The sequence below is a fragment of the Polaribacter sp. Z014 genome (genome assembly GCF_023555435.1).
GTDB lineage: Bacteria > Bacteroidota > Bacteroidia > Flavobacteriales > Flavobacteriaceae > Polaribacter.
The window spans coordinates 19,044-43,015 of record NZ_JALCZP010000022.1; the positions used below are offsets into that span (position 1 = coordinate 19,044).

Genomic DNA, 23,972 nt, shown 5'->3' on the forward strand with positions numbered 1-23,972 from the left:
TATTTTAGAGAAATAAAATAATAAACTATGGAATACAAATACCTAATGTACTCGCATTTAATAACAGTTATTCCTTGTATTTTTATGGGTGCTTATCTATTAGCTTTAAGAAAAGGAACTCCGTTTCATAAGTTACTAGGAAAAATCTACATGTCTTTAATGATGATTACCGCAATCATTACATTATTTATGCCCGCTTACGTAGGTCCACAATTATTGAATCATTTTGGGTATATTCATTTATTCAGTTTTCTAACAATCTATAGTGTACCAACGGCTATATTTGCCGTAAAAAAAGGACAAATTAAAAAACACAAACTAAAAATGATATTCCTTTATTTTGGAGCCATCGTTATTGCTGGCGGATTTACTTTAACTCCGGGTAGATTTTTACACACTTTCTTTTTTGGTAGTTAACCATAAAAAAAAACATCACTTTTAAAGATGTGGTTATAGCACTGTTTTTACCTAGTGTATTGTATATTTTATTGAAATTTCAACTATCTAGAAGGTTTTAATATTGAAATTTTTATTAAGAATATGAATTTTAGCTTCTAAATTAGTTCTCGATACAAAATTTCTGAAAGAGAAATTTAACTCGAACTGACATACTGTATTGTCTTTTCGAAATGAGCTTTTTTAAACGATTGAGAAATCTCATCCAAACGAAAACTCAACCGGTTATTAATATCTATTTTATAATCAACTTTCTTGTTGTTTGTTTATATCCATTTGACCCTTTCAGTAAAAAAAATCAAGAAGCTACTTAAAAAAACATTCTTATTAATCTACTGTAAATGTAAAAACTTGCCCAATAGACTTCGCGCCAGCATTATCTGTTACATTTACTTGCCATGAATATGTTTTTCCTGATAACACTGAAACTATATATGATTTTACAGTAAGTGTATTATCTATAGAAGTTAAGGTCGCATCTTCCCCAAAAAACAATTCATATGTTAGTGTATCTGCTGCATCTATATCTGATGCTTCCCAAACTAAATTAACCGTTCCTGCAGCAACGTTTCCATTGTTTTCTGGCATTTGCAAATCAGCCATAAAAGGCGCATAATTTGTAACTCCATCTCCTTTTGTATAAAAAGAAAACACTTCAGAATTACTTTCTTGATTATTATCTACATCTATTGCTTTTACTTGCCAATAATAAGCTGTAGACTTCTCTAAAATTACTGTTAACTCACTTGCACTAACAGTTCTATTTTCTACAACATCTGTTAATTCTCTGTCTTTTGCTATAATAATATTATACTCAATAACATCATTTTCTAAATCAGTTGCATCACTCCAATTAAAAGGAATTGTATGATCTATACACAAAAGATCTTTTGTAGGAAACTCTAACTGAACAACAGACGGAGCTTTATTTTCATCATTTTTAGAAGAACAATTTACAGCTAAAAAGCAAATACTACATAAATTAAAAACAATTAATGCTTTTCTCATCTCTTTAATATTTTAATAGGTTTAGCAGTAATTGGTAATTTTAAAATATAAATACCGTTTGCAAATTGTTGAAACGGAATAGACATGGAATGACCTTGAATATTTACCATATGTTTAAAGACTAACTTACCATTTATATCAAAAATTAGTGCTTCCATTCTTTCATTTTCTACTCCTAAAGGAAGTAATAAATCAATAGAATTCCCTACTGGATTTCGCAGTAATATAACGGCATCTATTGTAGTTTTATACACACCCTCACAATCTTTAGCTGTTTTTATCTCTAACATTCCCCCATCATTTAACTCAATTTCAAAACTTTTTTCACTAGAAGTTCTTAGTAGTTTATTATTTAAGAATACACTAAAAGGAGCCGTACCTTCATCAATAGCAAAAGAATATATTTTTGATGTTTTACTAGCACTCGCTTTTAATGATATTGGTAGAGATTCTATAATTTCAACTTCATAACATTGTGTAAAACCCTGTTGAACTGTCTCTACACAAACCTTATAAATACCCGGACTTAAATCTGAGAATATTTTACTAGTACCAACTACATCAGAAGTAACAGTACTTGCAGAACTTGATAAAGTTATATTATAATCGAATGCAGTATTAACTACATTTACCGCAATAACACCATCGTTTTCATCTACACATGTTTCTGATATTGTTTGCACAGAAACATTGTTTAAATCTATTACAACAATTGTATAATCTTCGGTTTCGCCCCATTCCGTTAAATGATCAGAATCACAGGCTCCATCACCATAACCATCGGTTGATTCATCATACTCTATAACTACTCTCATAGTAGTATTTCCAAACTTTGCATCAGTAGGAACTGTAATCATAAAAGTTTTGGTTCCTATATCAGTAGACTCTGTTCCTAAATCATACCTTTCCGTTGTTTTATCAAAAATAAAATCTTGATTCCAATCTATAAATACATATACATGATCTTGAAACCCTCCCGTATCTAGCGTTACAGAAACTTGATGATCTTCTCCATTTTTCACTTTCGTTTCTATAGCCGTAAAATCTTCATATCCATTTACAGCAGCATTGCCAGAATTATTATTAATGGTATTAAATGTTACATTAGTTATAAATTCTTTCCCAATAACATCATCTGTAAAATTAGAAGCACAATACGTAGGTGTTAAGGTTTTAAATTGAAATACATTTGAATAACTACCTTCTGCACAACTATTTTCAGCTTTTACTCTCCAAAAATAAGTGGTATTTACAGAAAGTTCTGATAAAGAATACTCATTTAAAGTTACGTTTTCACTGTTTATTATATTAGCAAATCCACTGTCAGTAGCCACTTGTACATCGTAATTACTAGCGTTTGAATCTGCAACCCAATTTAAGGTTGTACTTAAATCTATTTCATCAGTATTATTAGCTGGAGATGTTAAGGTTAAAGCACCAAAACTAGCTGTTGTTATATTTAGTCCCAGATCTATATTGTTATTTATACTCGAAGAACTCCCTATTACATTTATGGTATAAGCTTGCGGAGTTACACCATTTAAACCCGTTATGTTCACTGTAACATTGCCATCGCCACTTATAGTAGTTGGATTAAAAGATACTATAGATCCTGCTGATTGCCCCGTTGCAGTAAAAGACACCGCCTCCGAAAATCCGTTTACAAAATCAAAATTTAAAAGATAACTTACAGATTGATTTCCTGTATTACAAGCAAACTGTGTTCCACTTGTGTTCGTCATTTCAAAAGTTGGCGTTGATGAGTTTATTGTAAAGTTTGTTGCATTTACATTATAAAAAATATTATCTGCCGCTTCCACCATAATTCTTGCAGACGTTGTTGGATTCTCTGGAATTTCAACATCTTCAGTACCATCATTTGGTGTGTTTTCTTTTAAAATAATAGGAAAAGTTAATCCGCCATCTATAGACAATTTAATCGTTACATTTTGGCAATTAATAGGAGTAACATCCGTGGTTCCTTTATTCCAAGTTATTGCTTGAGTTGAACCACCATACCAAGTAACCGGAGTACTTGGTGTTAAAACGGTAAAAGCATCTGCGTCTTCTACGGTCACTTTCATATTATCTCTTGCGGTACTTCCCCCACCCGCATGATTATCTCTTACTAGAAAAGAAAAATTTAAATCTCTTGCTACAGAAGGCAACACTTCCCAAGTTGAAGCAATACTACCTGCAACCACAGTTGCTAATTCTGGCATGTATCTTTCTGAACTCGTTGCAGAAGGTAAAGATCTAAACATTGGCCCTCCTGAATTTGTTGCAACAGGAGGCATTGTTGCTACCTCATTATCTGTTTGCTCCCAATTATAGGTTAAACTAGCGGTTCCGTCTGCATCCGTCCCAATTCCTTTTAATAAAAAAGGTGTAGATTTTGGAATACTATAATCTAACCCTGCATTTGCAGTGGGAGCTGAATTATTTGTATCTGTTAACACAGCACAACTTGCAGAAGATTGAATGGTACTCCACATTTCCGCAATGCTAACTGCGTGAAAATAATCATCACTTTTAGATTGTACATTTGGCGAACAAATACCGGCATACCCCATTATAGTAGAAGCACTTCCTGGTTCTACTGCTGTTCCGTTATTTCTATTACAATCATCATTATTCTGTGTATGATTTGCGCCAAATTGATGTCCCATTTCATGTGCCACATAATCTATATCATAAGCATCTCCAATAGGCTGACTTCTTCCTGTTACACCGCGTGCTTTACTTCCCGTTATACAAACTACGCCCCCACCTGCTAAACCATCTCCTCCAATACTAAAAACATGTCCTATATCATAATTGGCATTTCCAATTTCTGCGTCACAGATTGTTTGTACTTCGTTAAGCATTATATCAGGATCTCCATCGGTAATATTATCTGTAGCAGCATCTAAAAAAATCACTTTATCATTATCTCCAACAATAACCATCTTTACAGATAAATCTCTTTCATAAACACCATTTACTCTTGTCATGGTGGTATTCATTGCAGATAACACTGCTGCTTTTTTCACTTCATCTGTTGCTGCAGTTGATATATTTTGATTGGTTAAATGAAATTGAGCGTATTCTCCACTACAGACTAAAGCTAACCTAAAAGTTCTTAATTTTCCGTCATTAGCATTTTTAGAAGCATTTACTTGCGTAATAGCTCTTCTTGAAACCTCTTCTACATGACACGTAAACCCATCTTTATCTGGTTCTAAATCACTTCTTTTGTAAACTATTAAAGATTTATTATCTTTAGAATAAGGATCTATATATACTGTTTTTTCTACACCAGAATACACTACCGCATGAAAACCATCTGTACCAACACTAATTTTTGCTACTGCCGTAGGATCTTCTATTCCCTGAGCAGAATACGACTTAATCATTGAAAATTTTTCTGATAACTTCGTTTCAAAATTTGAATCTTCTTTAATTAAAAAATTAGAGAAGCCTCCTTTAGCATTTGGCAGTTGTATTGTTTTTTGTGCCCTTTTAGATTTTGATTTTAATACTGTATTAAAGCTATTTACATCTATTGAGACTAGATCATATGCTTTAGGAAAATTTTTCTTTTGATAAACTTTGTCTTCCTTAATTGTATAACTATTTTTATCAATCTTTTTTAAAAAATTCTGAGCATTTACAACACCTATAGAAGAAAAAGATATTATAAAAATAAATAATACAGAAAATCTTGTATTCATAAAGCAGTAATTTATATAAAATTGTTATCAAATATAATGAAATAATTATCTTTGTAGTCGACATTATGAATAGAAACATACTATTAAAGGACTTATCCGTAAAAGATTACAAAGAAACTTGGGATTACCAAACTGAATTATTACAAGAAATTGTAGATGTTAAGATTGATAATCGTAAAAGTGAAAACAAAAACCCTACCAAAAATTACTTTTTATTTGTAGAGCATCCGCACGTTTACACCTTAGGTAAAAGTGGACATATGAGTAACTTATTACTAAATGAAAAGCAGTTGGCAGAAAAAGGGGCTACTTTTTATAAAATAAATCGTGGTGGAGATATTACCTATCATGGTCCTGGTCAAATTGTTGGATACCCAATTCTAGATTTAGAAAACTTCTTTACAGACATACATAAATACTTACGCTTTTTAGAAGAAGCTATTATTTTAACCATTGCAGAATATGGTATAAAAGCAGAAAGAAGCGTTGGTGAAACAGGTGTTTGGTTAGATGTTGGAACACCATTTGCTCGTAAGATTTGCGCTATGGGAATTCGTTCTTCTCGTTGGGTTACCATGCATGGTTTTGCTTTGAATGCAAACGTAAACCTTGGTTATTTTGATAATATTATTCCTTGTGGAATTAAAGGAAAAGCAGTGACTTCTATGGAAGCTGAACTCAATAGAAAAGTAGATGTAGAAGAAGTGAAATCTAAAATCTTAAAGCATTTTAAAGTGCTTTTTGAAGTGGAAACGTTTATTGAATCTTAGAATTTGGCTAAAGCCTTTATCGCTTTCTAAAACAAATAGACACAGACTGAAGTCTGTGTCTATTTGTTTCTAGAATCTTGTTTCTAAATTCTTAAATCTATTTCTCTTCGTTAAAATACACTTTATAGTATTTCATTTTCTTTTCTTCATCATATCCTCTTTCTAAATATTCTGATGCCGCTTCTGGTGCATCTACATCTAGTTTTATGTTGATGTTGGTATCTAACTTAATTTCTGTTTTTAGTTTGTTTTTTTCCTTCTTTAAAACAACTCCAGAAACATCAAAATTATTTCTGATTAACACATCGTTTAACTTCTCGAAGTGATTTTTATACTCGTCAAATTTTTCTTTATGTTTCTCATCATCAAAAACCTCATCTTTAAAAGTAGCGTAATCTACAGCTTCATTTTCTTTAAAATAATCTACTGTACTTGCTAAGAAGTTTCCTTTTTCGTGCATGCCTAATTCTGGCTGAATTACTTCTTCAGAAAATTCTTTACACATTTCTAAATAGTTTTGTGTATGCGAATTATAATCGTCTGCTAGTTTTACAGATAAGAAGTTCTTAACCCAATATTGTGCATCGTAATTATTATTATCTACAGACAATACAACGGTACCTTCTTCATCTGAAGTGTTTAAAACCAAACATCCTTTATCTATTCTTTTTGTAGAAATTCCTTTTTGTACAACAATATCAAAACTTTCGTTATCGTCTAAATAAGTCTGAAAGAAATCTACTTTATTTTCTATTTTAAAAACTCCAATTGCTTCTGTTAAAACATCTTTATACTCGATACCTTCTATATAAACCACCAAAACATCACCAGTTTTTATTTGTGCTGAATTAGATTGTTCAAATAAATGGTTTACAATGCTTTTAGAGTATTCTACAAAACTTTCTTCGTCTGTAAAAACCTCTGAAGCAAATTTATTTACCTCGTTTAAACGTACGTCTTCATGTTTTGTAAAACGGTAACTTTGAGTTAAATTTCCGAATGGCTTTAATAAAAAACCTTTCATTAAATCGTAACTTTCTTGGTCGAAACGAATTAAGTCTTCAGAAAAAACATTTTGTCCGCTATTAAATTTATTGGCTACTTTATGTAAAATACATTTGGTAATTTCTGCTTTGGTTTTTCTAATCATTACTTAAATTTTTGGAGCGTAAAAATAGTTGAAGTTTTTAAATAAAAAGGAAATAATTGTATGAGATTTTCTAAAAGTTAGCAAAATGGCTTAGCCCTGATTGAACCTTTCGACTGCGCTCAAGACAGGCTATTTGTTTGAGCTCTTTTTTACTGTCAGTTCGAGTGAATTTGTAAAGAATGAGCAAATTTGTATCGAGAACAGAAGTAAAAAAGCGAGTAGTAAAAGCAGGAAATAGCTTCTAAAAAACAATTTACATCTTTAATTTTGTCTGTTCTGGCAACAACTTAAACGTTTTTCTGTGGTATTTTGTTGCGCCAAATTCTCTAATTCCGTTTCTGTGTTCTTTAGTTGGATATCCTTTATTTTTTGCCCAATTATACATTGGGAATTCTTGATGAATCTTTGCCATATACTCATCTCTATAGGTTTTTGCCAATACAGAAGCGGCGGCAATACTTAGATATTTAGCATCACCTTTTACAATGGTTTCATGCGGAATATCTTTGTAATCTCTAAATTTATTTCCGTCTACAATAATAAATTCTGGCTGAATTTTAAGCATTTCGATAGAACGATGCATGCCTGTAATAGAGGCTTGCAACACATTTATTTGATCTACTTCTTCTTGCCAAACAAAAGAAACGCCAAAAGCAATGGCATTTTCTTCTATAAACGGACGCAATTGATCCCTCTTTTTTTCGGACAATTGCTTAGAGTCGTTTAAAAAAGGATGTGTAAAATCTTTTGGTAAAATTACCGCAGCTGCCACAACAGGCCCACATAGGCAACCTCTACCGGCTTCATCTGTGCCGGCTTCTAAAGAAAAACCACTATAATTTGATGCTAACATTTTGCAAAGAAAAGAAAAGTTTAAATACATTTGAAGAAACATGCCTTAATTAACAGATTTCATAATAATTATTAACAATTATTTTCGTTTAATTATTTTACATTTGCCATTGCACAAACAGTCTATGAATAAATCGTTATTTTTCTTATCAATTTTTGTTCTCTTTATAACAAACACCTTGTTTTCTCAAAGAACTTTTAACCCAGTTCAAGAAAACGGTTATAATACCACACAAAATGACACCCTTAGAAATACGGGAGAAATTAAGGTAAAGTTATCTGGTAAAACAAAGTATACGGACTACAAAATATTTTCTCACGATAGAGATACTACCTATATAGATACTACTTTATCGATACAAAAAGACTATAAGTTTAATTATTTAAGAACTGATAACTTTGAGTTATTGGCTTTTCATAATCAAGGACAAACTTTCACCAATTTAGGGTATGATTTTAATAATCTAAAATTATTACCAGATATTGGTTTTACCGCAAAACAGTTTAGTTATTTAGATGTTGATGAAATAAAATATTACGAGGTTCCTACACCAACAACAGAAATTACATACAGAACTGGTTTGCAACAAGGGCAAATTCTAGACGCTATTTTTACGGCAAACTTTTCTCCGAGATTAAACGTATCTCTTTCTTATAAAGGGATTCGTTCTTTAGGTGCTTACAGAAGATCTTTAGCAAGTCATGGTAATTTTAGAGGTGCTTTTCATTACAGAACTAAAGAAAACCAATATGAAATTCGTGGTCACTTAACATCTCAAGATTTCTTTAACGAAGAAAGTGGTGGATTGCCACAAGCGGAAATTGAGAAGTTTGAAAGTAATGATCCAGACTATACTACAAGGTCTTATTTAGATGTAAATTTAGATGATGCAGAAAATAATTTTGAAGGTAGAAGGCTTTATTTAGAGCATAGTTATAAACTGATATCAAATAAAGACAGCGTCCATAAAAAAGATTTTAGCAACTTAAAAGTTGGACATGTTTTTACGACAGAAACCAAAGAATATAGTTTTACGCAACCTACAATAACTACAGAGTTTTTTGGTGATTCTAATGATTCTGGAGCAAGCAATAACCAAGCTAAAAATACCATTACTAATAATGAGTTAAACTTAGAATTTAATTCTAAATACGTACTGGGTAAATTTAAAGCGAAAGTAAATATTACAAATTATTCTTACGGATATGACTCTATTTTAAACTCAAATAGTAACATTTCTAAAATAAAATTAGAAGGTAGTGCCATCTCTGTTGGTGCAGATTGGAATGCTAAGATTAAAAACTTTCATTTAAATGCTACGGGTAATTTATCTCCAGGAAGTGGTAGATTGTCTGGTAACTTTTTACAAGGAGAGGCTTTGTATAAAAAGGATAGCGTTTTTGCAATAAAAGGAAGCTTGTTAATTAGTTCTAAGTCGCCAAATTTTAACACCTTACTACACCAAAGTAAATACGATGCTTATAACTGGTATAACGACTTTAGCTCTGTAAACACTAGAGATTTAGGGTTCGATTTAAGTTCTAAATGGTTAAATGCTTCGGTTAATTTTACCAACATAGATAATTACACGTATTTTGATGCCGATAACAAACCGCAACAATTTAATAACCAAATTACCTATTTAAAAGTAAAAGTTAGTAGAGAGTTTCGCTATAAAAAGTTTGCTTTAGACAATACCATAATGTACCAAAACGTAAGTAGCGGAAGTTCTGTTTTTAGAGTACCAGAATTGGTTACCAGAAACACATTCTATTACCAAGATTACTGGTTTAAAGGAAAACCAATGTTGGTAAATATGGGAGCAACTTTTAACTACTTTACAAAGTATAAAATGAATGCTTATAATCCGTTATTGGCAGAATTCACCTTGCAAAATGACCAAGAAATTGGCTTTCCTTCTATAGATGTTTTCTTTAACGCACAAGTGCGAAGAACGCGTTTGTTTTTAAAAATAGAGAATGTAACTTCTAGCTTTACAGAAAAAAACTATTACTCTGCACCTAATTATCCGTATAGAGATTTTACCATTCGTTTTGGATTGGTTTGGAACTGGTTTATATAAGCCCATCCTAAATCCTTCCCGAAGGGAAGGACTTTTAGCTAGTTTGCTCATAAATTAATTTTATTATAATTTTGGTTTCTACTTTAGAATTCTAACCTATACAACCCTTCAATCAGCTATAATTTTTATATTTTCAATTTACAAAAATTTTAAATTAAGTAAAAATGATAAAACAACTTAAAGATAACTGGAAACTCTTTTTAATGGCAAGTTTAACTTTAGGGCTTGCGCCTTTTAATCCGCCACATATTTGGGGTAAAATTCAATGGATTTTAGGTGGAGGAGCTTTTTCTGGGGAACACGCCATGCAATCTCAAGATTGGTTTGATGTTTTGCTACACGGAAGTCCGTGGTTGCTTTTAATCATTTCTATTGTTTTAAATCTTTTTTCTTTACAAGGAAACAACCATAAGAAACAATAGAACTCTTACCTTTCTCTTAACATAAATTAAAAAACCTTCTCTTTAGATTAAATTTAGAATCGAATACTAATTTTATTGTTTTAAATTTATAGGCATGAAATATCTAATAGCTGAGGATGAACTAGATTTACAACAATCTATCGTAACTTACTTGCAACGCGATGGAAATATTTGTGAAGTAGCATCAGATTTTTATGAAGCTTCTGAAAAAACCGCCATATATGATTATGATATTATTATTTTAGACATTAATTTGGTTTCGGGCAGCGGTTTAGAAGTACTAAAATCATTGAAACAAAATAAGAAAAAGGCGGGTGTAATTATCATTTCTGCCAACAACTCATTATCAGACAAATTAGAAGGTTTAGATTTAGGAGCAGATGATTATATTACAAAACCGTTTCATTTAGCAGAGCTTAACGCCAGAATTAACGCAGTACTTAGAAGAGGTAAATATGGCGGCGATGAAATTATAACGTTTCATGAAATACAAATTAACACCAACGCCAGAACTACTCATATTGAAGGAAAACCAATATCGTTAACCCGCAAAGAATACGATTTATTAGTCTTTTTTATTTCTAATAAAGGACGTGTTTTATCCAAAGAAATTATAGCGGAACATCTTTGGGGAGATAATAGTGATTTACTAGATAATTTTGATTTTATTTATGTTCATATCAATAATTTACGTAAAAAACTAACAATAGAAGGCGCTAAATATATTAAGACTGCTTACGGAAGCGGTTATAAATTTATAGAGGATTAAACACATGTCAAAAAAAGTAACGCTTCTAAAAAAAACTTCTAAAACATTCCTTTTAACAGGCTTTATTTTGGCTTTTTTAAGCGCTGTAATCTTATATTTTTACACAAAAAACCTTTTAAAAAGTGAGATAGAAGAAGAACTTTATTCCACCGAAGCACGAGTGATTAATGCTTTAAAAAATGGAAGTACCAGCTTATCACTTCCTCCAGTTACCGAAGTAATTATAACAGACCACTTAAAAAGTAAAGTATTAAAAGACACCTTAATTTACGACCCTTCACAAGATGAAATGGAACTATTTAGAGAGTTATCTACTTTCAAAAAAATTAATGGAAAAAACTATAAAATAACGGTGCGGAATTTGGTGGTAGAGTCCGAAAGTTTTTTGGTGGCAATCGTTATTTCTAATATACTGATATTGGTTGCAACCTTTATGTTTCTTTTTTATTTTAATAGAAAAAAAAATCTAAAATTATGGCATCCTTTTTTTAAAAACTTAGAGCAAATGAAACATTTTTCTCTAACTTCTAAAGAACCAATAGCGCTTATAGATAGCGATGTTCTAGAGTTTTCTGAATTAAAAAATGAAATTATATTGCTTACGGAAAAAGTAAAAACAGATTACGAGAATTTAAAACAATTCTCTGAAAATGTATCGCATGAAATGCAAACTCCTTTAGCCATTATTCAAGCTAAAATTGACAATCTCATAAATGAGCATGGCATAAATGACAAACAGTTTGTACAAGTAACTTCCATTCAAAAAGATATTCAACGTTTAAAACAACTGAATAAAAAAATAACAATACTTACCAAAATAGACAACCATCAGTTTATAAATATTGAAGTTGTAAATCTCACGAAACTTATCAATGAAAAAATAGAGAACTTTAAAGAATTAAAACAAGTACACCTTTCTCTGTATTCAGAAAAAGAATTAACCATTTCTATGGATTCTTACTTGGCAGATATTCTTATAAACAATTTAATTTCCAACGCTATAAAACATAGTAAAAAGGAAGAAGAAATTACAGTTTACACCAATGGTTCTATTTTAAGTATTTCTAATTTTGGAGACAAAGCACTGGTAAATCCTGAAAATATATTTTTACGTTTTTATAAAGAATCTAATAGAAAACATTCCACAGGGTTGGGTTTAGCCATTGTAAAAAAGATTTGCGATTTTTATGGATTTACTCCATCCTATTCTTTTAAAGAGCATCAACATATTTTCTCTGTTCGTTTTAAATAATACCAAATAAACATCAAAATTCATTTGGTATAATTCAGTTATCAAAACTTAAGAAAAACTTAAGATTTGAACCTTATTATTGCAGAAAATCTTAAAATAATGCTCAAAAAAATATTATTATTTGTTGTAGTACTTTCATTTTCTACACCCTTGTTTTCTCAAAATAAAGTTACTATTTCTGGAAACGTAAAAGAAAATAACAGTAAAAATGTAATTGCATACGCAAATGTAGTTCTGAAATCGAAAACAGAGAAAGCCTTTGTAGTTGGAACCGCAACAAACGATAATGGTTTTTTTACCATAAGCAACGTAACTTCTGGAAACTACTTTTTAGAAATTTCTAGCATAGGTTATCTTACCTACAAAGAAGCCATTTACATAGGAACCTTATCTAATTTCATCAATTTAAAGACAATTCTACTTACCCCAGACGTCACCAGTTTGAGTGAAATTGTAATTGACACGAAACAAGATGAAATTAGTGCGAAAATGGATAAGAAAACCTATTCCTTAAAAGATAATATCAATCAAAGTGGTGGTTCTGTTTTACAAGCCATGCAAAATTTACCAAGTGTAAGTGTTTTAGATGGTAAGGTAAAATTACGTGGAAATGATAAAGTAATTGTACTTATTGATGGCAAACAAACTGCGCTTACTGGTTTTGGAAATCAAGCTGGTTTAGACAATATTCCTTCTTCTGCTATTGATAGAATTGAGGTGATTAACAATCCGTCTTCTAAATATGATGCCAATGGAAATGGAGGGATTATCAACATTATTTACAAAAAAAACAAAGTACAAGGTTTTAATGGTAAAGTAGGTTTTACGGGAGGTTTAGGTGCTTTGTGGGAACGCAAAGAAAACTTACCAAGTATAAGACCTCAATATTCGGCAACGCCAAAAATTAATCCATCGTTATCTTTAAATTACAGAAAAAACAATATCAATGTTTTTTTTCAAGGTGATTATTTATACACCGAAACGCTGAATAAAAACGAGTTCGTTACTCGTACGTATGATGATGGAACTATTATTAAGCAACAATCTAAACGAAATAGGGACACACATTTTTCAACCTTAAAATCAGGTATAGATTGGAATATAGATAATAAAAACAGTTTTACTTTTTCTGGTTTATACGGTACTGAAGTAATTATTGACAATGGAGACCAACCATTTTTTAATGAAGATTTAAGCAATCGTTTAAGACTTTGGCAATTTCTAGAAGATGAAGTAAAAATTACTGCAATGGCAACCGCTAACTTTGTACATAAATTTAAAGAAGCCGGACATAATTTAACGCTTGGTTTTAATTACACCTTTCATAGAGAAGATGAAAAATATTTTTTCGATAATATTTTACCAAACGAGCCCGTAAGTGAAAACTCTTTTAAATTACTTTCTGATGAGCAAGTGTATGATTTTAATATTGATTATGTGAAACCATTAAAATATGGTAAAATGGAAACAGGTTTAAAATTTAGAAAAAGAAATATTCCTATTAACATGCAGTTTTTTCCAGGAACCAACACACCTCTTGATATTGAAGCAGGTGGCGAAGCAGAATACAAAGAATTGATTCCTGCTGTGTATGGAAACTATATTTTTGAGAATGAAAAGTACGAAGCAGAAATAGGTTTGCGTATAGAATATGTAGATTTAAACTATAACGTAAACCCAGATCATAACACTTACAAAAATGGTGGTTATGATTATTTTGAGCCGTTCCCAAATGTTCGATTTGCTAAAAAAATTGATGAAAACAATAAAATTTCTATTTTCTATAACCGACGTGTAGACAGACCCAATGAAGTTGATATTCGTATTTTTCCAAAATATGATGATGCAGAAATCATTAAAGTAGGAAACCCCAATTTACGTCCGCAGTTTACCAACTTATTAGAATTAGGTTATAAAACCAATTGGAATTCTGGTAGTTTATACAGTGCCATTTATCATCGTTTTGCAGACGGAACCATCACAAGAATTTCTAGTTCTATTGGCAATGATCCTTTAATTTATGCCATATTTCAAAATGCAGGTAAAAGTTCTAATAGTGGTCTAGAAATGGTTTATGAGCAAGAGGTTTCCGATAGCTATTCATTTAACTTAAATGGAAACATCTATCAAAATAAAATAGATGCTTTTTCTGTTGTAAATTTATATCCAAGTGAAAATATTTTTTCTGCGGATCAACAAAAAATAACTTCCGGAACGTTAAAACTAAACAACACCTTTCATTTTTCAAATAAGTTAGACGCACAATTAACGGCAAGCTATTTAGCCCCAGATATTATTCCGCAAGGTAGAAGGGAATCTATGTTCTCTTTAGATCTAGGACTTAAAAAATCAATTCAGAAAGGAAAAGGAGAACTCTTTTTTAATGCTACAGATTTATTAAACACCATGGTAATTAAAAAAACAGTTGAAGGGCAAGGTTTTAGCTACACTAGTAATAATTATTATGAAACTCAAGTAATTCGTTTAGGGTATACTTATAAGTTTTAATCCTACTTAATTGTCTTAAGGTTTCCTTTAAAATTGATGATTCGTTTTATAGTTATAATTAAAATCGATATCAATTATGAAAATAAATAATTATATCATAAAAAACAGCTACAATACGCTTTAGATTTCCTTAAGGTTTCATTTAAAATTACTTTAGAATTACTTTAGAATTATAAATTAATTTTGACATATTTAATATAGAATCTATTACGAATGAACAAAATTTTCCCTTCTCGTTTTGCGTTGCTAAAAGCTTACATTAGCTTGTTTCTTATACTATCATTTATTATTAGATTGAGTTTCTTAATTTGGAACTTTTCTGAACTAGACAAAAGTGGTTTTACAATAGGAAAAACTTTTCTAATTGGCTTTTTATTTGATGTTGCCACAATTTCATTTTTTACAATTCCATATCTTATCTACTTACTTCTTTTTCCAAAGCATTTTTATGGTTCTATAATAGATAAAATTATCACCTATTTTAGTTTCTCTTTAGGGGTGCTCATACTATTCTTTTCTTTTTTTGGTGAATTTACATTCTGGGAAGAATTTCAGAGACGCTATAATTTTATTGCAGTAGATTATTTAATTTATACTTATGAAGTTGTTGAAAATATAAATGAATCGTACCCTTTGCCTATTCTTATTTCGGCAATGTTAGCATTGGTTTTAATTAGTATTGTTTTGGTTTATAAATTAGGCTATTTTGGCAAAGTTTTTACCAGTGAAACTAATTTTACATCAAAATTAATTGCTACCATTCCTTGGTTTATAATTGTAGCAATAAGCACCTTATTTATTACAAACAAACAAGCTGACTTCTCTAATAATAGATATAATAATGAATTGGCAAAAGCAGGGATTTACTCTTTCTTTGCAGCATTTAGAAACAACGAATTACCCTACAACGAATTCTATAAAATTATTCCGAAAGAAGCAGCATACAAATCGGTAAAAGCTAGTATGTTGGATTCAAAAAACACATTTATAAACCCAAATAAAAATGCTATTTATAGAACAATTGTAAATTCTGATAGTATTTCAAAAGCCATTAAACCTAATGTAATTTTTATTTGTATCGAAAGTTTAAGTGCCAATTTTTTAAAAGAATTTGGAAACACCAACAACATTACACCCACTATAGATTCTTTAGAAAATAATAGTTTGTTTTTTAAAAACCTCTTTGCTACAGGAACGCGAACTGTAAGAGGTATGGAGGCTATAACTTTATCCATTCCGCCAACAGCGGGAAGAAGCATTGTAAAACGAAAAGAAAATCAAGGGCTATTTACAATTGGTGAAGTTTTTAAACAAAAAGGATACGAGCGTAATTTCTTCTATGGAGGTGATGGATATTTTGATAACATGAATACTTTTTTTGGAGGAAATGGGTTTAATATTGTAGATAGGGGTCGTGGATTTTTATTAGACAAAAGCATTTCAACTACAAGAACCAACATTGAAGATGCCGAAGTTACTTTTGAAAACGCTTGGGGAGTTTGTGATATGGATCTTTACAATAAAGTAATAAAAGAAGCAGACAAAGCGCACGATTCTAGCAAACCTTTTTTCGATTTTGTAATGACAACATCAAACCACAAACCATATACGTATCCGACAGGTAAAATAGATATTCCTTCGGGAACAGGAAGAAATGGAGCTGTAAAGTATACAGACTATGCTATTGCACAATTCATAAAAAAAGCAAAACAAAAACCTTGGTTTCACAATACTGTTTTTGTGATTATGAGTGATCATTGTGCTAGCAGTGCCGGACGTTGGGAATTAGACGTAAAAAATTACCATATACCTGCAATTATATTTAATTTACCCAATCAGCAACCAAAAAAGATAGACAAACTTGCCTCACAAATAGATGTATTTCCTACATTGTTTGCTACCTTTAATTGGGATTACACCTCTAACCTCTTTGGCCAAAATATTTTAACTATGCTACCGAATGAAGAAAGAGCTTTTATTGGTAATTATAGAAAATTAGGGTATCTAAAAGATAAAAAAGTATTGATATTAGACGAACAAAAAAACGCCAATTTCTATTCTTGGAATCCTTCTGACAACAGTTTAAAACTCGTTCCTACAGATAAAAAATTTGAAAACAAAGCTATTTCTTTTTATGAAGTTGCAGATGATTTGTATAGAAATAACGGATTAAAAATAAAAGAGTAACAATTTTGATAGCTATTCATTTTATCGTAAACCCTATTGCAGGTTCTGGAAAACATCGTTTTTCTAAAACATTTCTTCAGCAATATTTTGAAGTAGACACCTATAAAATTACTATTAAAACGTCTAATTTTAAAGGACATGCCATAAACCTCACTAAAGAATCTATTCTTAATAAAGCTGCAATTATTGTAGCATGTGGTGGAGACGGAACTATAAACGAAGTGGCGTCTACACTTGTAGGAACAACTATTCCTTTAGGAATTGTACCCATTGGTTCTGGTAACGGTTTGGCTTCTAATTTGAGTATTCCAAAAAATATACTGCAAGCTTTTTACACCATAAAAAATAATAAGAAAACATCCATAGATGTTGGTTGTGTAAATGATCGTTATTTTTTTAGTAATACAGGTTTTGGCTTTACTGCAAATGTTATAGAAAACTATGAAGCTTCATTAAAAAGAACACTTCTTTCTTATATAAAATCTTCTTTAAAATCTTTCCGTGAATTTGATAAACGAGCGGAAATTAGCATCACTATTAATGACGATTCAGAAGTCTTAAATCCTTTTTTAATATTTATTTCTAATTCAAATGAATTGGGGTATCACTTTAGCTTAACACCCAAGGCATCTCTAAAAGACGGACTTCTAGACGTGATAATTGTTCCCAAAATAGGCAAATTAAAGATGCTTTTTTTTGGTTTTTGTGTATTTATTAAAAAACCCAATTTATTAAAGGAAGTAAAATATTTTCAAGAAAGGGAAATAAAATTAACAAGAAAAAGAGGCCCTATTTTTGAAGCACAAATAGATGGAGAACTTGCTAAGATTGAAGAAGAATTACTTTTCATTTCTGTAAAGGAAAGATCTTTATACGTACTAACTTAAGTTAATACACCATTTATCTTTAAATTTTCTTTAGAATTCTTCATTACTTTTAAAAATTTAATTTTAAAAGTAATGAACCCAAAACATACAAAATTTATTTTACTGCCTTTTATTGTATTATTTTTTACATGTTCAACAATTTTAGCTCAAGATGCTAGTGTTGTTAAAGAAAAATCAGGAACAACACAACAAATAGGAGATATAGCGCTCTTTGCTTTACCATTGGCTACTTTAAGCTCTACTTTTATTATAGGTGATAAAAAAGGAACTTGGCAATTTACAAAAGGCCTTTTAATTACTAATGCAGTTACCTACGGTTTAAAAATTGGAGTTAATAAACAACGCCCAGATATGAGTAATAACAATTCATTTCCATCAGGTCATACCTCTACAACATTTCATAGTGCTGGTTTTATACATAGACGCTATGGTTTTAAATATAGTATTCCTGCTTATTTAATTGCTGGTTTTACTGCGGCGAGTAGAATTGACTCTAAAAAACATGATTTTTTAGATGTTTTAGCCGGAGCTGCAATAGGTCTAGGAAGTAATTTATTATTCACTACAGCATATCAACAAGAGCACATGGAACTTACTTTTAATAGTGCTAATAATGAATATTTAGTTGGTTTTAAATATCTTTTTTAAAAGTCGTTTTTTTTAATTCAGATCTTTTTGCATTAAAGACAAAAAACGTCCCAATACAGCACTACCTATCTTACCCTTTTCTAGAAACCCCTGATATTTATAAAAAGGGATTGCGTTTGGGTCAGCCACTAATTCTATTGTTGTCGCATTAGCCGTTATTGCTTTTTTTAACGCATGTACTAACAACTTTTTTCCGATGCCTTTACCAATAAAAAGAGGTAAAACAAACAACATTTCTAATTTAACTAGATCTTCTTTAGGATTATTCAATACATAAAAACCAACAGCCACGTCATCAACCATAAGTTTATATACGTTGCAAGTTTCTATGGTTTCAGGGGTAACAGTTAAGTCTGCTCTCCAACCTTCTATCAATTTACTAGAATACCCCCAATAAGCTTTCGATTTTAAAGCAACTTCTGTAAGTATTTTTGCATCAGAAATAAGCGCAGAAACTATCATATTATTTTTTTACTAACTGTCTAATTTTAATATTTAAAGCGGCAAATAATAAGGATGTAATTGGACTTAAATAATTAAAAATAGCATAAACGGCATAATCTGCCACTGAAACTCCCAATACAGTAGATTGATATGCTCCACAGGTATTCCACGGAATTAAAGCTGAAGTTACCGTACCAGAATCTTCTAAAGTTCTACTTAAATTTTCTGGTGCTAAACCTTTATCTTCATACGCTTTTTTAAACATTTTACCCGGAATTACAATTGCCAAATATTGGTCTGAAGCAATTATATTTAATCCTAAACAACTTAGTACGGTACTGGCAAATAATCCAAAAACGGAAGTTGCTATAGACAATAACCCTTTTGTAATTTTTGCTAGTGCCCCAATGGCATCCATAATTCCTCCAAAAACCATGGCGCAAACAATTAATAAAATGGTCCAAATCATTCCATTCATTCCTCCAGAAGAAAAAAGTTCTGATAATTTAGCATCATCTGTTTTAATATTAGTGTCTGTTAAAATGGCATTTGTTATTGATTGAAATTTAGAATCTGATAAACTATCTAAAACATCACTTTGAAAAATAAACGCAAAAATAGCTGCTAACACGACACCTGTTACCAAAGCAATTAAAGGTTTTGTTTTCATTAAAATCATTGCGATAACAATACCAGGAACTAAAAATAACCATGGTGAAATATGAAATGTGTTATCTATCGTTGCCAGTAAATCACTAATATCTGCAGTACCTGTGGTATCTATAGTAGCACTTAAAATAGCAAACACTATTAAGGTTACTATAATTGTTGGTACCGTAGTAATAGTCATGTATTTTATATGCGTAAACAAATCTGTCCCTGCCATTGCTGGTGCTAAATTTGTAGTATCGGAAAGTGGCGACATTTTATCTCCAAAATAGGCTCCGGAAATTACGGCTCCGGCAATCATTCCTGTTGGAATTCCCAAAGCACTACCAATACCTACCAAAGCAATACCAACCGTTGCAGAAGTAGTCCAAGAACTACCTGTTGCAATAGAAATTATTGCGGCAATAACTACAGATGCCGGTAAAAATATACCCGGACTTAAAACTTGTAACCCGTAATATACCATGGCAGGTATTACGCCACTAACTAACCAAGTACCTGCTAAAGCGCCTACTAAAAAAAGAATTAAAATTGGCACAAAAACACTTTTCCAGTTTTCCCAAACCTCTGCAATCATTACCGTAAGAGAAACTTTGTTAAAAAAACCAACGGCAGCTGCTACTGCACCTCCGATTAATAAAATAAACTGATTTGTATACCCGCCAAACCATTCTTGATCTTCCACAAAAAAGATATTATATGCCAATAACCCCATTAAAATTACTACCGGAATTAAAGATTCTAAAAGACTTAACTCCTTATTTTCTATAATTAATTGGTCTTCTATGTTTATTTCTGAAAGATTCTTGTCCTCTGGCATGCGTATCATTTTGTTTGTGTAATGTTACGATTTTACAAGAAGTTATGCAAATTGAATCCTTATCAACAATTCTTTTTAACAAAAATGAAAAATATACAACTCTAATTATTTTTTATCCATTTTAATATACATAAAATGGTTTTTCTATTTTTAAATTAACTTAAAACACCTACTTTAACCATACAAGATTTCATTCTATGGTAAGTTCTTTCAATATCATTATCTAAACCAATAGAAAAACGTATTAATCCATCTGAAAGTCCCATTTCTTTTTGTTCTTTTGCTGGTATTTCTGATGATGTAGAACTTCCGGGAGAAGAAAACAACGTCTTATAAAAACCTAAACTTACCGCCAAATTTCCTAAATTTTCATGTTGCATCAACTCCATTAATTCATTGGCTTTTTCTAACGTGCCAGCATCAATAGTCAGTATGCCTCCAAAACCATATTCTGCATTCATCATACTTTTAAACAACAAGTGAGAAGGATGAGACACCAAACCTGGATACACGGTTTTCAATCCATCAGCTTCAAATTTGTCTGCTAAAAACCCAGCATTAAAACTGTGTTGTTTCATTCTAATATGCAAGGTTCTCATGTTTTTTAAAACTGATGCAGCTCTTAAGCTATCCATGGTAGCTCCTAATAACATACTTGCTCCACTATTTACATTTCGTAAATCGTTGATAAATTCCTGAGTTCCGCACACTACACCTCCAACCGTATCTGAAGACCCATTTATAAATTTTGTTAAACTATGAATTACAATATCAGCACCATACTTTGCTGGGGAAATTGACAATGGAGAAAAGGTATTATCTACCACTAATTTTAAATTATACTTTTTCGCTAAAGCGGATAAACCTTTTATATCTGCTACCTCTAAAAGCGGATTACTTACAGCCTCACAATACAAAACTTTGGTGTTTTTGGTAATAGCGGCTTCTACAACATCTAAATCTGTGATGTCTACAAAAGTTGTTTTAATATTAAATTTAGAAATAAAATTCTTTAAGAAAGCATAGGTACCTCCGTAAACTGTTCTACTAGAAACAATATGCTCTCCGGCATTGCACAACTGCATTAAAACAGGTGTAATTGCCCCCATTCCTGAAGCAGAAACATTGGCTGTTTCTGTACCTTCCATAGCTGCCAAAGCTTCTCCTAAATATAAATTTGAGGGTGATGAATGACGAGAATATAAATAACAGCCATCTGCATTTCCTTCAAAAGTATCGAACATGGTTTTTGCTGATATAAATGTATAGGTTGATGAATCGGATATTGACGGATTAACGCCTCCGAATTCGCCAAAGTATTGTAAATCTTGAATTTTATCTGCGGGTTTAAAAGCCATAATTGTATTGATTTTCTGTAGTTTCTATAGTTATATATTATTTACAAAAAAACGATGAATTAGAAAATAAATCAACACTATGCGTAAAGTATAGATTATTTTACTTAATTTGATTTAATTACCAATTTAAAAAACTACAAAACGTTGTTTAAAATTCATTTTTTAGAAAATTTACATGTTAGATACTATCGATAAAAAACTCATCAACTTATTACAAGAAAACTGTAAACAAACTACTAAACAATTGTCACTTCATTTAAATTTATCTGTTACGGCTGTTTATGAGCGTGTAAAAAAGTTAGAAAATCAGAAAGTGATTAAAAAGTATGTGGCCATCATCAATAAAAATAAAATTGAGAAGTCTTTTTTAGTTTTCTGCCATATAAAATTGATTCAACATTCTAAAGAATATGTAACCACTTTTGAGCGTGAAGTTTTAAAATTAGAAGAAGTATCAGAATGTTTTCATGTTAGTGGAGATTATGATTATATTCTAAAAATCTACGTAAAAGATATGGATGCATATCGTAATTTTATGGTTACAAAATTAACGGCAATCAAATATATTGGCAGTACACATAGTATATTTACCATTGAACAAGTAAAAAACACCACCGCTATAAAACTATAAAATATGCAATCTACACGCTATAAGTTTCTTGAACTATTATTCATCTTTGTATTAATTCCGATAAGCTTTGCCTTTACTTACTCGCCAATTTTAAAGTTAATTATTGGTGTTGCAGGGTTTACCTATATTATTTATGTGCTTTTTAAAGTTGAAAATTTGAAATTTAAAATTGATAAAAAAATCAACTGGAAAAAATTTTGGATAACAACATTAATTAAACTTGTAATTATTGCAGTGTTAACTGTAGTTTATGTTTGGTTTACAGATTCTAAAAGTCTTTTTACTGTAATGTTAAACAAACCAAAACTATGGGTTCTTATCTTACTATTTTATTCGTTGTTTTCGGTATATCCGCAAGAAGTAATGTACAGAACGTTCTTTTTTAAACGCTATAAAAATCTTTTTAAAAATGAAACCCTATTTATACTTTTAAATGCACTTTTATTTTCTTTAGCACATTTGTTTTTTAAAAACACTTTGGTATTATTACTTACTTTTATTGGTGGAATTCTTTTTGCTATTACCTTTAAAAACACAAAATCTACACTGCTAGTTTCTATTGAACACAGTATTTATGGTTGTTGGTTATTTACTGTGGGTATGGGAAGTATGTTGGGATTCCCTTCTTAAAACCAAAAAAAAAGAGGCCAAAAACATACGTTTTTGGCCTCTAAAATTGAATTTGAATTAATCTAATTTACGCTTTCGTTTTTACAACAAAAGAGAAAGTCATAATATCATCTATAAATTTATCTTTTAATCCTTCAAAGAATTTTTTAGAACCATATTTTACATTAAAATCTGCTCTATCCACATTAAAAGATTCACTTTTAAAAACTGTTACACCATTTTCTGTAGAGATAGTTGCAGGTATTGTAATACTTTTTGTTACATCTTTAATTTGTAAATTTCCTGTAACGGCTAATTTACCATCAACTTCTTCTACTTTAGTAATTACAAATTTTGAAATAGGATAAACAGCTACATCAAAAAAGTCTGCACTTTTTAAATGACCTTCAATTTTCCCTGCTCCTTCAGCTCCTTTCATATCAACATTTGTAACGCTACTCATATCAATTACAAACTCGCCATTAGTAAGTTTACCATCTTCTATTAATAAACCTCCACTTTTTAAAGCTACAGTTCCATTATGTGCGCCTCCTGGTTTTGTTCCTTCCCAGTTTAAAACTGATACAGAAGTATCAACATTATCTAATTCAGCAACATTAACGGTAACTTTTACAGCTTCTTTAGCTTCTACTTTCTCCTTCTTTTCTCCTTTACATGCAGTTAAAACTGATGCCACTACTACTAATGATAAAATTATTTTCTTCATTTTAAATT

20 protein-coding genes are annotated in these 23,972 nt (G+C 30.8%); 12 read left to right on the plus strand and 8 right to left on the minus strand.

Annotation, left to right across the window (positions count from 1 at the left end):
* The first annotated feature begins 27 nt into the window (after positions 1–27).
* On the plus strand, positions 28–417 hold the full coding sequence (locus MPF19_RS16360) for a DUF2306 domain-containing protein (protein WP_249989286.1): 390 nt from the start codon (positions 28–30) through the stop codon (positions 415–417).
* Between the two features lie 366 nt (positions 418–783).
* Here MPF19_RS16360 and MPF19_RS16365 read toward each other — a convergent pair whose 3' ends face one another.
* On the minus strand, positions 784–1,464 hold the full coding sequence (locus tag MPF19_RS16365; protein WP_249989287.1) for a fibronectin type III domain-containing protein: 681 nt from the start codon (positions 1,462–1,464) through the stop codon (positions 784–786).
* Positions 1,461–5,177, minus strand: a complete 3,717-nt coding sequence (locus MPF19_RS16370; RefSeq protein WP_249989288.1) for a zinc-dependent metalloprotease family protein — start codon at positions 5,175–5,177, stop codon at positions 1,461–1,463. Before MPF19_RS16370 ends, MPF19_RS16365 begins: the two co-directional genes overlap by 4 nt.
* Before the next feature lie 65 nt (positions 5,178–5,242).
* Between MPF19_RS16370 and lipB the strand changes: the two genes are divergently transcribed.
* A complete protein-coding gene (gene lipB, locus MPF19_RS16375; RefSeq protein WP_249989289.1) occupies positions 5,243–5,947 on the plus strand; it encodes a lipoyl(octanoyl) transferase LipB in 705 nt (234 codons plus the stop codon).
* A gap of 97 nt (positions 5,948–6,044) precedes the next feature.
* Here lipB and MPF19_RS16380 read toward each other — a convergent pair whose 3' ends face one another.
* A complete protein-coding gene (locus tag MPF19_RS16380) occupies positions 6,045–7,097 on the minus strand; it encodes a nucleoid-associated protein (protein WP_203394871.1) in 1,053 nt (350 codons plus the stop codon).
* 253 nt (positions 7,098–7,350) lie between these two features.
* Positions 7,351–7,950: a ribonuclease HII gene (gene rnhB / locus MPF19_RS16385; protein WP_249989290.1), complete on the minus strand. Its 600-nt coding sequence runs from the start codon at positions 7,948–7,950 to the stop codon at positions 7,351–7,353.
* Positions 7,951–8,074: 124 nt separating this feature from the next.
* On the opposite strand from rnhB, the gene MPF19_RS16390 reads away from it, so the two are divergent.
* The 8 genes from MPF19_RS16390 (at position 8,075) to MPF19_RS16425 (ending at position 18,706) form a co-directional block, all read left to right on the plus strand.
* Complete coding sequence (locus MPF19_RS16390) at positions 8,075–10,033, plus strand: putative porin (RefSeq protein ID WP_249989291.1); 1,959 nt, start codon at positions 8,075–8,077, stop codon at positions 10,031–10,033.
* A 164-nt stretch (positions 10,034–10,197) separates the two neighbouring features.
* Positions 10,198–10,455: a hypothetical protein gene (locus MPF19_RS16395; RefSeq protein ID WP_249989292.1), complete on the plus strand. Its 258-nt coding sequence runs from the start codon at positions 10,198–10,200 to the stop codon at positions 10,453–10,455.
* Positions 10,456–10,549: 94 nt separating this feature from the next.
* Positions 10,550–11,224, plus strand: coding sequence for a response regulator transcription factor (locus tag MPF19_RS16400; RefSeq protein WP_203394875.1), 675 nt, complete (start codon positions 10,550–10,552; stop codon positions 11,222–11,224).
* 4 nt (positions 11,225–11,228) lie between these two features.
* The gene (locus tag MPF19_RS16405) at positions 11,229–12,476 is read left to right on the plus strand and encodes a sensor histidine kinase (protein ID WP_249989293.1); all 1,248 of its coding nucleotides are present in this window, start codon (positions 11,229–11,231) and stop codon (positions 12,474–12,476) included.
* A gap of 99 nt (positions 12,477–12,575) precedes the next feature.
* Positions 12,576–14,984 (plus strand): outer membrane beta-barrel family protein, encoded by a 2,409-nt coding sequence (locus MPF19_RS16410; RefSeq protein WP_249989294.1) that lies wholly within the window; start codon positions 12,576–12,578, stop codon positions 14,982–14,984.
* Positions 14,985–15,197: 213 nt separating this feature from the next.
* Positions 15,198–17,171 carry an LTA synthase family protein gene (locus MPF19_RS16415; protein ID WP_249989295.1) on the plus strand — a complete coding sequence of 658 codons (1,974 nt, stop codon included), beginning with the start codon at positions 15,198–15,200 and terminating at the stop codon, positions 17,169–17,171.
* A 5-nt stretch (positions 17,172–17,176) separates the two neighbouring features.
* Positions 17,177–18,058, plus strand: coding sequence for a diacylglycerol/lipid kinase family protein (locus MPF19_RS16420; RefSeq protein WP_249989296.1), 882 nt, complete (start codon positions 17,177–17,179; stop codon positions 18,056–18,058).
* A 72-nt stretch (positions 18,059–18,130) separates the two neighbouring features.
* Positions 18,131–18,706 carry a phosphatase PAP2 family protein gene (locus MPF19_RS16425; protein ID WP_249989297.1) on the plus strand — a complete coding sequence of 192 codons (576 nt, stop codon included), beginning with the start codon at positions 18,131–18,133 and terminating at the stop codon, positions 18,704–18,706.
* A 12-nt stretch (positions 18,707–18,718) separates the two neighbouring features.
* Here the strand turns inward: MPF19_RS16425 and MPF19_RS16430 are convergent, their stop codons facing one another.
* From MPF19_RS16430 to MPF19_RS16440, 3 genes are all read right to left on the minus strand, one after another.
* Positions 18,719–19,168 (minus strand): GNAT family N-acetyltransferase, encoded by a 450-nt coding sequence (locus tag MPF19_RS16430; protein WP_249989298.1) that lies wholly within the window; start codon positions 19,166–19,168, stop codon positions 18,719–18,721.
* A 1-nt stretch (position 19,169) separates the two neighbouring features.
* Positions 19,170–20,639 carry a Na+/H+ antiporter NhaC gene (nhaC, locus tag MPF19_RS16435; RefSeq protein ID WP_249989299.1) on the minus strand — a complete coding sequence of 490 codons (1,470 nt, stop codon included), beginning with the start codon at positions 20,637–20,639 and terminating at the stop codon, positions 19,170–19,172.
* A gap of 155 nt (positions 20,640–20,794) precedes the next feature.
* Complete coding sequence (locus MPF19_RS16440; protein ID WP_249989300.1) at positions 20,795–21,997, minus strand: aminotransferase class I/II-fold pyridoxal phosphate-dependent enzyme; 1,203 nt, start codon at positions 21,995–21,997, stop codon at positions 20,795–20,797.
* 175 nt (positions 21,998–22,172) lie between these two features.
* Between MPF19_RS16440 and MPF19_RS16445 the strand changes: the two genes are divergently transcribed.
* Both MPF19_RS16445 and MPF19_RS16450 read left to right on the plus strand, forming a co-directional pair.
* Positions 22,173–22,628, plus strand: a complete 456-nt coding sequence (locus tag MPF19_RS16445) for an Lrp/AsnC family transcriptional regulator (RefSeq protein ID WP_203394884.1) — start codon at positions 22,173–22,175, stop codon at positions 22,626–22,628.
* A 3-nt stretch (positions 22,629–22,631) separates the two neighbouring features.
* Entirely contained in the window at positions 22,632–23,258 is a 627-nt protein-coding gene (locus tag MPF19_RS16450) for a CPBP family intramembrane glutamic endopeptidase (protein ID WP_249989301.1), read from the plus strand.
* Positions 23,259–23,325: 67 nt separating this feature from the next.
* On the opposite strand, the gene MPF19_RS16455 is transcribed toward MPF19_RS16450, so the two are convergent.
* Positions 23,326–23,964: a YceI family protein gene (locus MPF19_RS16455; protein WP_249989302.1), complete on the minus strand. Its 639-nt coding sequence runs from the start codon at positions 23,962–23,964 to the stop codon at positions 23,326–23,328.
* Positions 23,965–23,972: the final 8 nt, after the last annotated feature.